The organism is Micromonospora sp. WMMD987, from assembly GCF_029581435.1.
Classification (GTDB): Bacteria; Actinomycetota; Actinomycetes; order Mycobacteriales; family Micromonosporaceae; genus Micromonospora; species Micromonospora rifamycinica.
In genome coordinates, this window is sequence record NZ_CP120861.1 from 6,221,041 (window position 1) to 6,236,594 (window position 15,554).

Annotated in this window: 23 protein-coding genes; 3 read left to right on the top strand and 20 right to left on the bottom strand. The window is 70.5% G+C overall.

Annotated elements, in window-relative coordinates; all coding sequences use genetic code 11:
* Positions 1-162: 162 nt before the first annotated feature.
* On the top strand, positions 163-1,278 hold the full coding sequence (locus O7612_RS26365; RefSeq protein WP_282268310.1) for a hypothetical protein: 1,116 nt from the start codon (positions 163-165) through the stop codon (positions 1,276-1,278).
* Positions 1,279-1,349: 71 nt separating this feature from the next.
* Here O7612_RS26365 and O7612_RS26370 read toward each other — a convergent pair whose 3' ends face one another.
* On the bottom strand, positions 1,350-1,844 hold the full coding sequence (locus O7612_RS26370) for a GyrI-like domain-containing protein (protein ID WP_282268311.1): 495 nt from the start codon (positions 1,842-1,844) through the stop codon (positions 1,350-1,352).
* Between the two features lie 153 nt (positions 1,845-1,997).
* Between O7612_RS26370 and O7612_RS26375 the strand changes: the two genes are divergently transcribed.
* The gene (locus O7612_RS26375) at positions 1,998-2,798 is read left to right on the top strand and encodes a phytanoyl-CoA dioxygenase family protein (protein WP_282268312.1); all 801 of its coding nucleotides are present in this window, start codon (positions 1,998-2,000) and stop codon (positions 2,796-2,798) included.
* A gap of 5 nt (positions 2,799-2,803) precedes the next feature.
* The gene (locus tag O7612_RS26380) at positions 2,804-3,628 is read left to right on the top strand and encodes a TrmH family RNA methyltransferase (protein ID WP_282268313.1); all 825 of its coding nucleotides are present in this window, start codon (positions 2,804-2,806) and stop codon (positions 3,626-3,628) included.
* Between the two features lie 89 nt (positions 3,629-3,717).
* Here O7612_RS26380 and truA read toward each other — a convergent pair whose 3' ends face one another.
* The 19 genes from truA to O7612_RS26475 form a co-directional block, all read right to left on the bottom strand.
* The gene (gene truA, locus O7612_RS26385) at positions 3,718-4,548 is read right to left on the bottom strand and encodes a tRNA pseudouridine(38-40) synthase TruA (protein WP_282268314.1); all 831 of its coding nucleotides are present in this window, start codon (positions 4,546-4,548) and stop codon (positions 3,718-3,720) included.
* 73 nt (positions 4,549-4,621) lie between these two features.
* Positions 4,622-5,194, bottom strand: a complete 573-nt coding sequence (gene rplQ, locus O7612_RS26390) for a 50S ribosomal protein L17 (protein WP_067301474.1) — start codon at positions 5,192-5,194, stop codon at positions 4,622-4,624.
* Between the two features lie 34 nt (positions 5,195-5,228).
* Complete coding sequence (locus tag O7612_RS26395; protein WP_007073009.1) at positions 5,229-6,251, bottom strand: DNA-directed RNA polymerase subunit alpha; 1,023 nt, start codon at positions 6,249-6,251, stop codon at positions 5,229-5,231.
* Between the two features lie 95 nt (positions 6,252-6,346).
* Complete coding sequence (gene rpsD / locus O7612_RS26400) at positions 6,347-6,973, bottom strand: 30S ribosomal protein S4 (RefSeq protein ID WP_067301470.1); 627 nt, start codon at positions 6,971-6,973, stop codon at positions 6,347-6,349.
* 14 nt (positions 6,974-6,987) lie between these two features.
* Complete coding sequence (rpsK, locus tag O7612_RS26405) at positions 6,988-7,395, bottom strand: 30S ribosomal protein S11 (RefSeq protein ID WP_030329919.1); 408 nt, start codon at positions 7,393-7,395, stop codon at positions 6,988-6,990.
* Between the two features lie 85 nt (positions 7,396-7,480).
* Positions 7,481-7,861 carry a 30S ribosomal protein S13 gene (gene rpsM, locus O7612_RS26410; protein WP_067301467.1) on the bottom strand — a complete coding sequence of 127 codons (381 nt, stop codon included), beginning with the start codon at positions 7,859-7,861 and terminating at the stop codon, positions 7,481-7,483.
* A 260-nt stretch (positions 7,862-8,121) separates the two neighbouring features.
* On the bottom strand, positions 8,122-8,235 hold the full coding sequence (gene rpmJ / locus O7612_RS26415) for a 50S ribosomal protein L36 (protein WP_043965539.1): 114 nt from the start codon (positions 8,233-8,235) through the stop codon (positions 8,122-8,124).
* A gap of 92 nt (positions 8,236-8,327) precedes the next feature.
* On the bottom strand, positions 8,328-8,549 hold the full coding sequence (gene infA / locus O7612_RS26420; protein ID WP_007073013.1) for a translation initiation factor IF-1: 222 nt from the start codon (positions 8,547-8,549) through the stop codon (positions 8,328-8,330).
* Positions 8,550-8,811: 262 nt separating this feature from the next.
* The gene (locus O7612_RS26425) at positions 8,812-9,435 is read right to left on the bottom strand and encodes a DUF1707 domain-containing protein (RefSeq protein ID WP_282268316.1); all 624 of its coding nucleotides are present in this window, start codon (positions 9,433-9,435) and stop codon (positions 8,812-8,814) included.
* A gap of 45 nt (positions 9,436-9,480) precedes the next feature.
* Positions 9,481-10,332: a type I methionyl aminopeptidase gene (gene map, locus O7612_RS26430; protein ID WP_282268318.1), complete on the bottom strand. Its 852-nt coding sequence runs from the start codon at positions 10,330-10,332 to the stop codon at positions 9,481-9,483.
* 96 nt (positions 10,333-10,428) lie between these two features.
* Positions 10,429-11,082, bottom strand: coding sequence for an adenylate kinase (locus tag O7612_RS26435; protein WP_067301462.1), 654 nt, complete (start codon positions 11,080-11,082; stop codon positions 10,429-10,431).
* Complete coding sequence (gene secY / locus O7612_RS26440; protein ID WP_282268324.1) at positions 11,083-12,411, bottom strand: preprotein translocase subunit SecY; 1,329 nt, start codon at positions 12,409-12,411, stop codon at positions 11,083-11,085.
* Positions 12,412-12,645: 234 nt separating this feature from the next.
* Entirely contained in the window at positions 12,646-13,089 is a 444-nt protein-coding gene (gene rplO, locus O7612_RS26445; RefSeq protein WP_282268325.1) for a 50S ribosomal protein L15, read from the bottom strand.
* On the bottom strand, positions 13,089-13,271 hold the full coding sequence (gene rpmD / locus O7612_RS26450) for a 50S ribosomal protein L30 (RefSeq protein WP_067301451.1): 183 nt from the start codon (positions 13,269-13,271) through the stop codon (positions 13,089-13,091). Before rpmD ends, rplO begins: the two co-directional genes overlap by 1 nt.
* Positions 13,271-13,885 (bottom strand): 30S ribosomal protein S5, encoded by a 615-nt coding sequence (rpsE, locus tag O7612_RS26455; protein WP_282268327.1) that lies wholly within the window; start codon positions 13,883-13,885, stop codon positions 13,271-13,273. Before rpsE ends, rpmD begins: the two co-directional genes overlap by 1 nt.
* Positions 13,886-13,918: 33 nt before the next feature.
* Positions 13,919-14,308 carry a 50S ribosomal protein L18 gene (rplR, locus tag O7612_RS26460; protein WP_282268329.1) on the bottom strand — a complete coding sequence of 130 codons (390 nt, stop codon included), beginning with the start codon at positions 14,306-14,308 and terminating at the stop codon, positions 13,919-13,921.
* Positions 14,305-14,847 (bottom strand): 50S ribosomal protein L6, encoded by a 543-nt coding sequence (gene rplF / locus O7612_RS26465; RefSeq protein ID WP_204924859.1) that lies wholly within the window; start codon positions 14,845-14,847, stop codon positions 14,305-14,307. Before rplF ends, rplR begins: the two co-directional genes overlap by 4 nt.
* A gap of 16 nt (positions 14,848-14,863) precedes the next feature.
* Positions 14,864-15,271: a 30S ribosomal protein S8 gene (rpsH, locus tag O7612_RS26470; protein WP_067301438.1), complete on the bottom strand. Its 408-nt coding sequence runs from the start codon at positions 15,269-15,271 to the stop codon at positions 14,864-14,866.
* Positions 15,272-15,367: 96 nt separating this feature from the next.
* On the bottom strand, positions 15,368-15,553 hold the full coding sequence (locus O7612_RS26475) for a type Z 30S ribosomal protein S14 (protein ID WP_007465272.1): 186 nt from the start codon (positions 15,551-15,553) through the stop codon (positions 15,368-15,370).
* Between the last annotated feature and the right edge of the window lies 1 nt (position 15,554).

The window sequence follows — 15,554 nt, forward strand, 5'->3', positions numbered from 1 at the left end:
GCCGACCCGGCCCCGACCGGACCCCGCCGTCGGCCGACCCGCCGTCGGCCGACCCGCCGCCGGCCGACCCGGTGCCGGTCCGCCCGGTGTCGGTCGACGCGCCCATGCGCACTTTTCCGGTTTTTATCCCTTAAAGAGGCGATGAACCCTACTCTGGGCGACATGGTATATCGGTACGAGTCCCCTGAGGACGCGTTTGAGGAGAACCCGCAGCCCGGGACGGACCTGCCGCTGTTCCAGCCCGTCCCGCCCACGCCGGCCGGGCCCTCCCCGTCCCGCTTCCCGGTCCCCTCGCTGCCCCGGGCCGCCCGGCCGGTCCCCCCGGCCGCCGACCCCGTGCCGATCCGCTCCTCCGTCCAGGTGCCCGCCCACGGTCACGCCTCGCCGTCCGGGCCGGACGGACCGCGGTCCCGCCGCGCGTCCGACAGTCGGGGCGGTCGGCTCTGGAAGGTGGTCGTCGGCGGAGCCGCCGTGCTGGTGCTGTTCGGTCTGTGCGGGCTCGCCGGGGCCGTCCTGCTCATCGACCGCACCGCCACCGACGATCCGTCGCGGAACGGGCAGGCCGCCCCGACCGGCTACCCGACCACCGCCGGGCCGGACGACACCGCCACCGGTCCGCTGGACTCCCGGGAGACCGACCGGCAGCCGCTGACGGTGAAGGAGGTCTTCCCGGACCGGAAGCTGGTCGTCGGCACCGACCGGCACGAGTACCCGGTGCTCAAGACCCACTCCGGCACCGGTTGCGCCGTCGCGGCCACCGGCGAGATCGCCGACCTGCTGACCACCCTCGGATGCAGCCAGGTGGTCCGGGCCACGCTGCGCTCCCCCGACGGCGACCACCTGGTCACCGCCGGTCTGCTCAACCTGACCGACCTGGCGACCGCGCAACGCGTCCGGGACCGCATCCGGCCGTTGCTCGACGACCGGCGGGGCCGGTTCCGGGGCATGCCCGCCGGGGACGGCACCGAGTCCGTCGCCACCGCGGCCGCCCGGGTCGCCTGGCAGGTACGCGGCCACTACGTGGCCTACTGCCTGGTCACCCGGGACGACGGTGGTGCCGTGCCGGCCGGCGACCCCGGCATCCGCGAGATCATCTACGACGTGCTCGAACTGCACCTCGACAAGAGCGTGCTGGACCGTCGGGCGGCCAGCGTCAGCGTGGACCAGCCCGACCCCGAGACCACCACCGCCCCGGGCGCCGGGGACCGGAAGACCACCACCCCGTCCGCGAGCCCGCGCTCCGCCGACCCGGACACCGACGACCTGCCCGGCGACTGACCACCGCCCGGAATCGGCCGCCCCCGACGGGCCACCGTCGGGGGCTGGCACCCGGATCCTCCACCCGCCCGCTACGCCGGCTCGACGGGTAGCCAGAGTTCGCGGGTCGCGGTGCCGGGGTCGACCGCCGGCTCGGGCACCGCGACGATCTCTGGACCCGGCCGCAGCCGCCACGGGTTGAACGGGAACCACTCGGTCGCGGCCGCGGCCCAGGTCCTCTGGAGGGCCTGCGGATCCCGCCCCACGGCCCGGATGACCAACCAGTGGCCCGCCGGGACCTCGATGACGGCGAGGTCGCCCGGGACCGGCGTGCCCGGGGACACCGCGACCCCGTGCAGGTAGGTCAGCTCGCTGCCTTCCTCGTAGTCGGCGTCGAGACCGTCGCAGACAGCGAGCAGACCACCCGGTTCGACGTCGCCGAGTGTCTTCAGGCGCAGGTGCTCCTCCGCCGGCAGCGCGGCGACGTGCTGCCGGATGTACGGGTTGACGCCCCGGTGGATCAGTGGAACCCGGGCGGCGTGCCCCACGAGCCGGAACGCGGGACGGTCGACGATGCGGGTCAGCATGCGTGCGATCCCTTCGACAGTTGGGCGGGACGTGAGCTGTGGCGTGGTGCGACCGGACCCCCGTAGCGTGACCGGCGCTGTCGCGGCGCTCCCGACGGATGCGGAGCGGAAAGTGTCGGGCGACCGGGCCCGGTGCCGCCACACGATGGGGTCATGGACGACACGACACTGGTATCCCGGTTCCTTCGCGACGGCTTCGTGAAGGTGGCGGGCGCCGTCGCACCGCGCGTGGCCGCGGACTGCGCGCGGCTGCTGTGGCGGGAGACCGGCTGCGACCCGGACGACCCGGCCACCTGGAACAAGCCGGTGCACTGGGTGCCCGGGATGGCGCAGGGGCCGTTCGCCGCCGCACCCAATTCCCCGTTCCTCCATCACGCGTACGACCTGCTCGTGGGCGCGGGACGCTGGGAGCCGCGCTACTCACTGGGCACGTTCCCGCTGCGCTTCCCGCACGAGGACGAGCCGGACGACGCGGGCTGGCACATCGAGGGCAGCTACCTGCCGGAGGGGGCGAGCTGGTACTTCACGAATGTCCGCTCCCGGGGGCGCGCGCTGCTGATGCTGTTCCTGTTCAGCGAGGTCGGTGCGGAGGACGCCCCGACCCGGATCCGGGTCGGCTCGCACCTCGACGTGCCCACGGTGTTGGAGCAGTACGGGGAGGACGGGGCGAGCGGACTGGACCTCGCGCCCGAGTTGGTGGCGGCGTCCGACCACCGGCCGCTCGCCCTGGCCACCGGTTCCCCGGGCGACGTCTTCCTCTGCCATCCGTTCCTGGTGCACGCGGCGCAGCCGCACCACGGGACGCGACCGCGCTTCATGGCCCAGCCGCCACTGCTGCCGGCCGCACCGTACGAACTGGAACGGGCCGACGGTGCCTACTCGCCCGTGGAGATCGCGATCCGCCGGGGGCTCGGGCGGGACATCCCCGGCCCCGACGGGCGAGGGACGCGGTGACGCCGGTGCGGGTTCGGGTGAGCGGCCGCAACGCGCGGTTCCAGCAGTGGGAGGCGCTGCTCCGCAACCGGACCAAGCGGCAGCGTCGTGGCGAGTTCCTCGTGCAGGGCGTACGCCCGATCACCATGGCCGTCGAACACGGCTGGCAGATCCGGGAGCTGCTGCACGACGCCGACGGTCCGCTGTCCGGTTGGGCGCGGGAGGCCCTGGACACGGTCCCGGCCGAGAAGTTCGCCGTGTCCCGTGAGCTGATGCACGAGCTGGGAGGCAAGGCGGACACCGTTCCGGAGCTGCTGGCGGTGGTCGCGCTACCGGAGGACGACCTGGGCCGCATTCCGACCGGACCCACCATGCTCACCGTGGTCTTCGACCGGCCCGCCAGCCCCGGCAACATCGGGACGCTCATCCGGTCCGCCGACGCCTTCGGCGCGTCCGGCGTCATCGTCACCGGCCATGCCGCCGACGTGTACGACCCGAAGGCGGTGCGGGCGAGCACCGGCTCGCTGTTCGCACTGCCCGTCGTCCGGGTGCCCGCACACCAGAGCGTGCTGTCCTGGGTCGCCGACGTGCGCGGCGTCGGCGTCGACGTCGGCATCGTGGGAGCCGACGAGCGCGGCGAACTGGCCGCCGCCGAGTACGACTTCACCCAACCCACGCTGACCCTGATCGGCAACGAGACCACCGGGCTCAGCGTCGGCTGGCGTGCGGCCTGCGACCACCTCGTCCGGGTTCCGATGTCGGGGGCCGCCAGTTCCCTGAACGCGGCGGCCGCCGCCACCGTCGTGCTCTACGAGTCGGCCCGCCAGCGCAGCGCCGCCGCCCGCCGGTAGCGCTCCGGCTCCCCGGGCTGGTCACCCACCGGTGCGGATCCGCCGGCGGCGTCACCCGTACCCGGCACCCTGGGAACGGACCTGGGACTCTAGGACTCCACGGGCAGGCGCAGCCGGCGGGTGCGGTCGGCGCGGGCGGCGTACCCGGCCGGATCCTCCGGATAGCCGACGGCGACCAGCGTCAACCCGTGCGCCGGCGCGACGGTCACCTCGCTCGACCGTTCCCGCCGGGTCAGCTGGCCCGCCGGCCAGTCCACCGGGCGTCGACCGTCCCCGACGGTCAGCATCGCCCCCACCAGACTGCGCACCATCGCCTGGCAGAACGCGTCGGCCTGCACGGTGGCGACCAGGATGCCGTCCGGGTCGCGCCGCCAGTCCAGCCGGGTCACCTCGCGCACGGTGGTGGCGTTCTCCTTGCGCCGGCAGTACGCGGCGAAGTCGTGCTCCCCCACCAGCCCGGTCGCCGCGGCGGTCAACGCGGCTGGGTCCAGCGGTCGGTGCCAGGCGAGGGTGTCCCGGCGGCGCAGCGGCTCGGCACCCCACGGGGCGTCGGTCACCCGGTACTCGTACCGCCGGAAGGTCGCCGAGAAGCGGGCGTCGAAGTCGTCGGGCGCCTCGGTCATCGCCCGGACCCGCACGTCACCGGGGAGCAGCCGGGCCAGCCGGCGCAGCAGCCGCTCCCGGTGCTCCCGCCAGGCGGCGGTGGGCAGGTCGAGGTGGCAGACCTGGCCGGTGGCGTGCACGCCGGCATCGGTCCGGCCGGCCACCGTCAACCCGGTCACCGTGCCCGCCCCGAGCACCAGGTCCAGTGCCCCGACCAGCACACCGGCCACGGTCCGCCGGGTCGGCTGGGCCGCCCAGCCGGAGAAGTCGGTGCCGTCGTACGAGACGTCCAGCCGTAGCCGGGTCCGCTCGTCCACCTCGTACCTCCCGTTCACGACATCGGGCCCGGCACCCCACGCAGGGGTGCCGGGCCCGACGGTGCCGTGGTGCTCAGGCCTTGTTCTCGGTGGCCTCGTTGGTCTCGGTGGCCTCGTCGCTGTCCTCGCGGGCGGCGGCGGTGTCACCGGACGCCGAGACCGGCGCCTCGGAGTCCTGGTCGGCGGGGGCCGCCGGGGTCTCCTCGGCCGGGGCGAGCGCCTCGACCTTGTCCTGCTGCGCGCTCTTGCGGGCCGCGGTCTTCTTGTTCGCCTTGGGCTCGGCGACCTGAAGCTCCTCGACCAGCTCGATGATCGCCATCGGAGCGGCGTCACCCTTGCGCGGACCGGTCTTCACGATCCGGGTGTAGCCACCGTTGCGGTTCGCGTACCGGGGCGCGATCTGGTCGAACAGGGAGTAGACCACGTCCTTGTCCTTGACGACGCCCAGCACCCGGCGGCGGGAGGCGAGGTCGCCCCGCTTGGCCTTGGTGATGAGCTGCTCGGCCAGCGGACGCAGCCGCCGGGCCTTCGTCTCGGTGGTCTGGATCTTGCCGTGCTGGAACAGCGCGGTGGCCAGGTTGGCCAGCATCAGCCGCTCGTGCGCGGGGCTGCCGCCGAGGCGGGGGCCCTTGGTGGGCGTGGGCATGCTTGGTGCTCCTCAGGTGTGGCGGCAGCGCGGACTAGAGCTGCTCGGTCTCGCGATAGTCGTCGGTGTCGTAGTCGGCCTCGCCGAAGGCGTCCACGACGTGTGCCGGGTCGAAGTTCGGGGCCGAGTCCTTCAGCCCCAGACCCATCCCGGCGAGCTTCATCTTGACCTCGTCGATCGACTTCTGCCCGAAGTTCCGGATGTCGAGGAGGTCGGCCTCGGTACGCCCGATCAGCTCACCAACGGAGTTGATGCCCTCGCGCTTGAGGCAGTTGTAGGAGCGGACGGTGAGGTCCAGCTCCTCGATCGGCAGGGCCAGGTCCGCCGCCAGCTGGGCGTCCTGCGGGGACGGCCCGATGTCGATGCCCTCGGCGGTCTCGTCCAGCTCCCGGGCCAGCCCGAAGAGCTCCACCAGCGTCGAACCGGCGGAGGCCAGCGCGGTCCGCGGCCCCATCGACGGCTTGGTCTCGACGTCGATGATCAGCCGGTCGAAGTCGGTCCGCTGCTCGACACGGGTCGCTTCGACGCGGTACGTCACCTTCAGCACCGGCGAGTAGATCGAGTCGACCGGGATCCGGCCGATCTCGGCACCGGCCTGCTTGTTCTGCGCCGCCGTCACGTAGCCGCGACCCCGCTCGACGGTCAGCTCCATGTCGAGCCGGCCCTTGCCGTTGAGGGTGGCGAGCTTGAGGTCCGGGTTGTGCACCGAGACACCGGCCGGGGGCTGGATGTCGCCCGCGGTCACGTCGCCCGGCCCCTGCTTGCGCAGGTACATGCTGACCGGCTCGTCGTGCTCGGAGCTGACGCAGAGCTCCTTGATGTTCATGACGAGCTCGACCACGTCCTCCTTGACCCCGGGGATCGTGGTGAACTCGTGCAGCACACCGTCGATCTTGATCGAGGTGACCGCGGCACCCGGGATGGACGACAGCAGCGTACGCCGCAGCGAGTTGCCCAGGGTGTAGCCGAAGCCGGGCTCCAGCGGCTCGATGGTGAACCGGGAGCGGGTCTCGTTGATCGACTCTTCGGAGAGAGACGGTCGCTGGCTGATGAGCATTTCTTCTCTTCTCTTCCGGGACGCCCGCTATATGACGCCCACGACACGAACTGTTCCGGTGGCCCGCCCGACCGGACGGGCCACCGCAACGGGCCCTACTTGGAGTAGAGCTCGACGATCAGCTGCTCCTGGACCTGGGTGTCGATCACCTGACGGGCCGGGAGCGAGTGCACCAGGACCTTCATCTGGCTCGGGATCGCCTCCAGCCACGCCGGGACGGTCTTCGAGCCGGCCTGGGCCTGCGCCACGATGAACGGGGTGAGCTCCTTGCTCTTGCCCCGGACCTCGATGATGTCGTGCTCCTTGACGCGGTACGACGGGATGTCGACCTTCTTGCCGTTCACGGTGAAGTGACCGTGCTTGACAAGCTGGCGGGCCATGTCCCGCGAGTGCGCGTAACCGGCCCGGTAGACCACGTTGTCGAGGCGCGACTCGAGGATCTGCAGGAGGACCTCACCGGTCTTGGCCTGCTTGGCCACGGCCTCCTCGTAGTAACCGCGGAACTGCTTCTCCAGCACGCCGTACACACGACGGGCCTTCTGCTTCTCGCGGAGCTGGAGCAGGTACTCCGTCTCCTTCGTGCGCCCACGGCCGTGCTGTCCGGGCGGGAAGGGCCGGGACTCGAACGGGCACTTCGGGCCATCGCACTTGCTGCCCTTGAGGAACAGCTTCATCTTCTCCCGCCGGCAACGGCGGCAGTCAGCACCGGTGTAACGAGCCATCTCTCTCTAACCTCTCAGACCCGACGACGCTTCGGCGGACGGCACCCGTTGTGCGGCTGCGGGGTGACGTCGGCGATCTGGCCGACCTCCAGCCCGACGGCCTGCAGGGAGCGGATGGCGGTTTCCCGGCCGGAGCCGGGGCCCTTGACGAACACGTCGACCTTGCGCATGCCGTGCTCCATCGCCCGACGCGCGGCGGCCTCGGCGGCCAGCTGCGCGGCGAAGGGGGTCGACTTGCGGGAGCCCTTGAAGCCCACCTGGCCGGCGGAGGCCCAGGAGATGACCGCACCGGTCGGGTCCGTGATGGACACGATGGTGTTGTTGAACGTGCTCTTGATATGCGCCTGCCCGTGGGCGACGTTCTTGCGTTCCTTGCGCCGGACCTTCTTGACGGCGGCTCCGGCACGAGCCTTCGGTGGCATAAGTCTGTGCGCTCCTAGTTGACTTTCCGGACGGGCCGCGAAGTCCGGTCCTGGACCCGACCCCGACCCGCAATCCGGTCAAAATCTACTTCTTGCCGGGCTTCTTCTTGCCGGCGACAGTCCGCTTCGGGCCCTTGCGGGTCCGGGCGTTGGTCCGGGTCCGCTGGCCACGCACGGGCAGACCCCGGCGGTGCCGGATGCCGGCGTAGCAGCCGATCTCGACCTTGCGGCGGATGTCAGCGGCGACCTCGCGGCGCAGGTCGCCCTCAACCTTGTAGTTCGCCTCGATGTGGTCGCGGAGCTGGACCAGCTCCTCGTCCGTGAGGTCCCGAGCGCGCTTGTCCGGCGAGATGCCGGTGGCGGCGAGCGTCTCCAGGGAACGGGTGCGACCCACCCCGAAGATGTAGGTGAGCGCGATCTCCATCCGCTTCTCGCGGGGGAGATCCACGCCGACTAGACGTGCCATGTGCGGGCGTACTCCTCGTGATGTGTGGCGGAGGTGTGGACCCGTCCCATCCCGCTACCGACCGTCCGCCTCCGACGCGGTGTGCGCCGGCGACCGAACGGCCGCTGCCCGAGCGGGCCCCGGCCTCCGACCGGGGGTTGGCCACGAGAAGATACGCGTGCGTACGTTCCGCGGCTGGGACGAGCTGGTGACGTGGTGTCGTCGGATCTGCGCGACCCGGACCGGTCCGCCGCCCTCCGGTTACGGAGGACGGGATCGGATCAGCCCTGGCGCTGCTTGTGGCGCGGGTCGCTGCAGATGACCATGACCCGGCCGTGCCGGCGGATAACCCGGCACTTGTTGCAGATCCTCTTGACGCTCGGCTTGACCTTCACGGTTGCCTTACTTCCCATCTGGCCCGGCGACGCGGTGACCGCGACTCCGGACGTCGAAGACGGACACGGGGACTTCCCGGCCGCCGTCAGGCTTACTTGTAGCGGTAGACGATGCGCCCGCGGGTCAGGTCGTACGGCGAGAGTTCGACGACGACCCGGTCCTCCGGCAGGATGCGGATGTAGTGCTGCCGCATCTTGCCGCTGATGTGAGCCAGCACCTTGTGGCCGTTCGCGAGTTCCACCCGGAACATGGCGTTCGGCAGAGGCTCGATGACCCGACCCTCGATCTCGATGGCTCCGTCTTTTTTCGGCATGTACTCCGCTGTCCTGACGTCGGTTGCTCCGGACGGCCCACAACGTCTTACACGGGCCTTCCGATGGTCATCGGGAACCCGCGCCAGCCGCGGCTCCGACTCCCACCGAAGCGCAAGGTGGGCATGCCGGAGTGGACGCTGTGCGCCGATCTGAAAGTCTACGCCCGCCCACGGGCTGTCGCCAAACCGGCCACCCGTGGCGTCACCCACGAGGACGAAAGCGGACACCAGGTCCGTGACACACCAGCCCGGCCGTTCGGCCTCAACGACCGCGCCGACGCCGCTTCCGCCGTCGCGCGCGGGCCGCCCGCAGCCGCTCCCGGCGGGCGACGTCCCGCCCGGACGCCCCGGTGCCGAACCCACCCACGGTACGGAAGACCAGCATCGCCCCCCACGGGCCCAGCACCCAGACCGGCCAGTAGAACGGCAGGTCCCGGCTGCCGAGCGCGGAGATCGCCCAGATCACGGTCAGGATGGCCGCCACCCGCAGCCAGGGCACCCACACCTCGGCCGGCCAGCGCCCGGAGACGGTGCCGGCCGGTCCACCGGCCACCGACTTCCCGCCCACCGGTTCCCCGTCCCCGGGCCACCCGGGTGTCGCCCGCTGTCCGGCGACCACCGTGTGGTCCTGGTCGACGACCGGCCCCGGCGGCACCCCGGGGGTGGTTCCGACCGGCGTCAGGGCGGACCGCTGGGCCGACGCCGGTCCCGGCAGATCCGCCAGTACGGTGTCCAGCTCCGCGTAGGTCTTCGCCCCGTACGTCTGTTGCAGGCGCTCGTCGTACTCGTGCAGGTCGAGCCGGCCCTCCTCCAGGGCGACCCGGAGCCGTTCCGCCGTCGCCTCCCGGTCGGTGTCGGCCGCCCTCATCCGGTCCCGCCCCTCCATACCGGCAAGCATGACACCGGGGGGCCACCCGCGCCGACCGGCGGGTCAGGCGGCCGGGGAGTCGGCCCGTTGCCGGGAGGTCACCAGGTCACCGAGCCGCCCTCGGCCGCCGTCGAAGGCGGTCAGCACCCACACCCCGTCCTCCAGCAGCGCCATCGAGTGCTCGACGTGCACCGCCATCGACCGGTCCCGGGTGACCACGGTCCAACCGTCGGACAGTTCGACGGTACGCGGCGACCCCATGGTGATCATGGGCTCGATCGCCAGCGCCATGCCGGGCACCAGGCGTGGCCCCTTGCCGGGACGGCCGTGGTTGAGCACGTGCGGGTCCTGGTGCATCTCGGTGCCGATACCGTGCCCGCCGTAGCCGTCGACGATGCCGTACCGGCCGCCCCGGCGGACCGCGGTCTCGACCGCGTGCGAGATGTCGGTGAGCCGGCCCCGGCCGTTGGCGCAGCCCCGCGCGGCGGCGGCGATCCCGGCCCACATGGCGTCCTCGGCGACCGCGGCCATCTTCAGCAACGCCGGGTCGACCTCGCCCACCCCGACGGTGACCGCCGCGTCGCCGTGCCAGCCGTCCAGCACCGCGCCGCAGTCGATCGAGATCAGGTCGCCCTCCCGGAGCACCTGGTCGGCTGCCGGGATCGCGTGCACCACCTGCTCGTTGACCGACGAGCAGATCGACGCGGGAAAACCGTGGTAGCCCTTGAAGGACGGGATCGCCCCGGCCTCCCGGATGGTCGCCTCGGCGATCGCGTCGAGGTCGGCCGTGCTCACGCCGGGCGCGACCGCCGCGCTCATCCGACGCAGGGCCTCGGCGACCACCAGCCCGGCGGCCCGCATCTTCTCGATCTGTTCACCGGTCTTCAGCTGGATGTCCAGCTGGGTACGACGCATGGGGCGGTCACCTTTCGTTGCCGACACACAGCGAAACAGCGGGGCACGTCGCGTACCCCGCCGTTCGCACTCTATCCGCCGGGTCTCGCCGGGAGGTCAGCCGCCGTACGAGCGCAGCGCGTCGATCGCGCGCACCGTGACGTCCTCCACCGGGCCGGTGGCGTCGATCCCGACGAGCTTGTTCTGGGCACCGTAGTAGTCGACAAGCGGCGCGGTCTTCTCGGCGTACTCGCGCAACCGGGCCGCGATGGTCTCCGGCTTGTCGTCGTCGCGCTGGAACAGCTCGGCGCCACACCGGTCGCAGATGCCGTCCTTGGTGGTCGCGTCGAACTCGACGTGCCAGATCTTGCCGCAACCCCGGCAGGTACGTCGGCCGGACAGCCGGCGGATCACCTCGTCGTCGTCGACCACCAGTTCGAGCACCAGATCCAGCGCGGTACCCAGGTCGGCGAGGAGCTTGTCCAGCGCGGCGGCCTGCGGCGTGGTGCGCGGGAACCCGTCGAGCAGGAACCCCTCGGAGGCGTCCGGCTCGGCGAGCCGGTCCCGGACCATGTTGATGGTCACCTCGTCCGGGACCAGCTTGCCCGCGTCCATGTACCGCTTCGCCTCGACCCCCAGCGGCGTCCCCTGGGAGACGTTGGCCCGGAAGATGTCACCGGTCGAGATCTTCGGCACCGAGAGGTGTGCGGCGACGAACTCCGCCTGTGTGCCCTTGCCCGCGCCCGGCGGGCCAACCAGAACGAGTCGCATCTACCGCAGGAACCCTTCGTAGTTCCGCTGCATGAGTTGGCTCTCGATCTGCTTCACGGTCTCCAGACCGACGCCGACCATGATGAGCACAGCGGTGCCGCCGAACGGGAAGTTCTGGAACTGCTGGCTGTTCAGCCAGATGAAGAAGAAGTTCGGCAGGACCGCCACGATACCCAGGTAGAGCGCGCCCGGCAGGGTGATCCGGCTGAGGATGAAGTCGAGGTAGTCGGCGGTCGGCTTGCCGGGACGGATGCCCGGCACGAAACCGCCGTACTTCTTCATGTTGTCCGCGACCTCGGTCGGGTTGAACGTGATCGACACGTAGAAGTACGTGAAGAAGATGATCAACAGGAAGTAGATCACGATGTGCAGCGGCGCGTCGGCCTGCACGATGTTGTTCTGGATCCAGGCCTGGGTCTTGCCCGGGTCGGTCTGGTCGAAGAACTGGAGCGCCAGCTGCGGCAGGTAGAGCAGCGACGAGGCGAAGATGACCGGGATGACACCGGCCTGGTTCACCTTCAGCGGGATGTAGGTGGAGGTGCCGCCGTACATCCGTCGGCCGATCATCCGCTTGGCGTACTGCACCGGGATCCGGCGCTGCGCCTGCTCGATGAAGCAGACCGCGGTGATGACCACCAGGACCAGCGCGAGCACCAGGGCGAACTTGCCCCAGCCCTCGTTGGTCTTGATCTTCCAGCCCTCGCTGGGGAGCCGGGCCGCGATCGAGGTGAAGATCAGGACGGACATGCCGTTGCCGACGCCGCGGTCGGTGATCAGCTCACCGAGCCACATCACCATGCCGGTACCGGCGGTCATCGTCATGACCAGGATGCTGAGGGTCAGCCAGTCCGGGATGCCGGTGCCCTGGGGCACGATCGGGAACTGGTCGCAGCGGTTCTGGAAGAGCTGGCCGGAACGGGCCAGCGCCACGAACGCCGACGACTGGAGGATGCCCAGGCCGAGGGTCAGGTAGCGGGTGTACTGGGTGATCTTCGCCTGACCGGCCTGGCCCTCCTTGCGGAGCTGCTCCAGCCGGGGGATGACCACCGTCAGCAGCTGCAGGATGATCGACGCGGTGATGTAGGGCATGATGCCCAGCGCGAAGACCGAGAGCTGCAACAGCGCGCCGCCGGAGAACAGGTCGAGCAGGTTGAGCACGCCCGTGTTCTGGCCCTGCAGACTGTCGAGACACTTCTGCACGTTGCCGTACGAGACGCCGGGGCTGGGCAGAGTGGCGCCGAGCCGGTAGACCGCGATGATGCCTACTGTGAACAGCAGCTTCTTGCGCAGGTCAGGCGTACGGAACGCACTGAGAAAGGCGGACAGCAACTTCTTCCTCCTGCGCGCGGGCCGCCCGGTGGTGGTCCCTGGCGGGTGGGGTGGGTGCCGGGCGAGTGCCCGATATCCATGGCTGGGAAGGGACTCTAACAGCCCGATCCCGCTCCGGGCAGGTGTGCCCGGCTACATAAACCAAATCCGATATTACCCGGCGCACACGCTCCGGGGAGACCAGGGCGCCCGCCCAGTCACAGAGAACTGAGCGGGCGCCATGGATCGCCTGACCTACAGCTCGGTGACCGAGCCACCGGCAGCGGTGATCTTCTCCTTGGCCGACGCGCTGAACGCCTGCGCCGACACCTGGAGGGTCACTCCGCCGAGGTCGCCGGTCCCGAGGACCTTGACCGGGTGGCCCTTGCGGACCGCGCCGGCCTCGACCAGCTCCAGCGGGCCGACCTGGCCGCCCTCGGGGAACAGTTCGGCGAGCCGGTCCAGGTTGACCACCTGGAAGACGACCTTGAACTTGTTCTTGAAGCCCTTCATCTTCGGCAGGCGCATGTGGATGGGCATCTGCCCACCCTCGAACGCCGCCGAGATGTTCTTGCGGGCCTTCGAGCCCTTGGTGCCGCGACCGGCGGTCTTGCCCTTGGAGCCCTCACCGCGACCCACCCGGGTCTTCGCGGTCTTGGCACCCGGAGCGGGGCGCAGGTGGTGAACCTTGATCGTCATTACTCGACCTCCTCGACCTTCACGAGGTGGCTGACCGCGAAGATCATGCCCCGAATCTCGGGACGGTCCTCCTTGACCACCACGTCGTTGATCCGCTTCAGGCCGAGCGAACGCAGCGAGTGCCGCTGGTTCTGCTTCCTCCCGATCGCGGACCGGAGCTGGGTGACCTTCAGACGTGCCATCAGGACGCCACCCCCGCCCGCGACGCCAGCATGGCGGCCGGCGCGACGTCCTCGACCGGCAGGCCACGACGGGACGCGACGGCCTCCGGGGACTCGAGCCCCTTCAGCGCCGCCACCGTGGCGTGCACGATGTTGATGGGGTTGGACGAGCCGAGGCTCTTGGAGAGCACGTCGTGGATGCCCGCGCACTCCAGGACGGCACGCACCGGCCCACCGGCGATGACGCCCGTACCGGCGGAGGCCGGCTTGAGCAGCACGACGCCGGCGGCGGCCTCACCCTGGATCGGGTGCGGGATCGACTGACCGATCCGCGGCACCTTGAAGAAGTGCTTCTTGGCCTCCTCGACACCCTTGGCGATCGCCGCGGGCACCTCCTTGGCCTTTCCGTAGCCCACGCCGACCGTGCCGTCGCCGTCGCCCACGATCACCAGGGCGGTGAAGCTGAAGCGACGACCACCCTTCACGACCTTGGCGACGCGGTTGATCGCGACGACCCGCTCGATGTGCGGGGTCTTCTCGACGGGCGCGTTTCCGCGGCCGCCCTCACGGCGGTTGTCGCGGCGACCACCCTCGTTGCCACCGGACCCGCCGCCACGGCGCTGTTGACCTGGCATCAGCAGCCTTCCTTATCTCTCGTGACGGGGTTTCTAGAACTCGAGCCCGGCTTCGCGGGCGGCGTCGGCCAGCGCGGCGACACGCCCCGCGTACCGGCTGCCACCGCGGTCGAAGACGACCTTGGACACGCCCGCGGCCTTGGCCCGCTCGGCGAGCAGGCTGCCGACCTTGCCGGCCAGGGCGCTCTTGTCGCCCTGGGCACCGCGCAGCGACGCGTCCAGGGTCGAGGCCGACGCCAGGGTGTGACCCTTGGTGTCGTCGACGACCTGGGCGACGATGTGCCGCAGCGAGCGGGTGACCACGAGACGGGGACGCTCGGCGGTGCCGCTGACGTTCTTGCGGACCCGGAAGTGTCGACGCGCACGGCCGACGGCGCGCTTGGCGGCGACGCCGCGGCGGCGCTTGAGCAGCGTGGCGCTCACTTCTTACCTGCCTTTCCGGCCTTGCGGCGGATGACCTCGCCCTGGTACTTGACGCCCTTGCCCTTGTAGGGCTCCGGCGGGCGGATCTTCCGGATGTTGGCGGCGACCTCACCGACCTGCTGCTTGTCGATGCCGGCCACGTGGAACAGGGTCGGCCGCTCCACCGTGAAGGTGATGCCGTCCGGCGCGGGGACCAGGACCGGGTGCGAGAACCCGAGCGCGAACTCGAGGTCCTTGCCCTTGGCCGTGACCCGGTAACCGGTGCCGGCGATCTCCAGGCTCTTGCGGTAGCCCTCGGTCACCCCGACGATCATGTTGGCGACCAGGGTACGGCTCAGGCCGTGCAGCTCCTTGGCCTTGCGCTCGTCGTTCGGCCGGTTGACGTGCAGCTGGCCGTCCTCGCCCCGCTCCGCGGAGATCGGCTCGGCGAGCGTGTGCGACAGCTCGCCCTTCGGACCCTTGACCTTGACGGTCTGGCCCTCGATCGTGATGTCGACGCCGGAAGGCACCGGGATCGACTTACGTCCAATACGCGACATTTCTACCTGTCTCCCGTTACCAGACGAAGGCGAGGACTTCCCCGCCAACGCTCCGCTTGCGGGCCTGCCGGTCGGTGAGCAGCCCCTGGGACGTCGAAATGATCGCCACGCCCAGCCCGCCGAGCACCCGCGGGAGCCCGTCCGACTTGGCGTACACCCGGAGACCGGGCTTGGACACACGCTTGATGCCGGCCAGGCTCCGCTCGCGGTTCTGGCCGTACTTCAGCTCGACGACCAGTCGCTTGCCGACGGCACCCTCTTCGGGCTCCTCGACCAACCAGGTGGCGATGTAACCCTCGGCCTTGAGGACCTCGGCGATGTTCGCCTTGATCTTCGAGTAGGGCATCGTCACCCGGTCGTGGTACGCCTGGTTGGCGTTCCGCAGACGCGTGAGCATGTCTGCGATCGGGTCGGTCATCGTCATGAAATTCGTCAACCTTTCTCGCCGGGGTTCCCCGGGCACGGCCCGGGGCCTACGGCGAAGAGACAGTTCAGCTGACGCGCGAGGCGCGCCGGGCTATTACCAGGAAGCCTTGGACACGCCGGGCAGCTCACCGCGGTGGGCCATCTCCCGGATGCACACCCGGCAGAGACCGAACTTGCGGTAGACCGCCTTCGGACGCCCGCACCGCTGGCAGCGGGTGTACGCGCGAACCGAGAACTTCGGCTTCGCGGCCGCCTTGATGATCAGCGCCTTCTTGGCCATC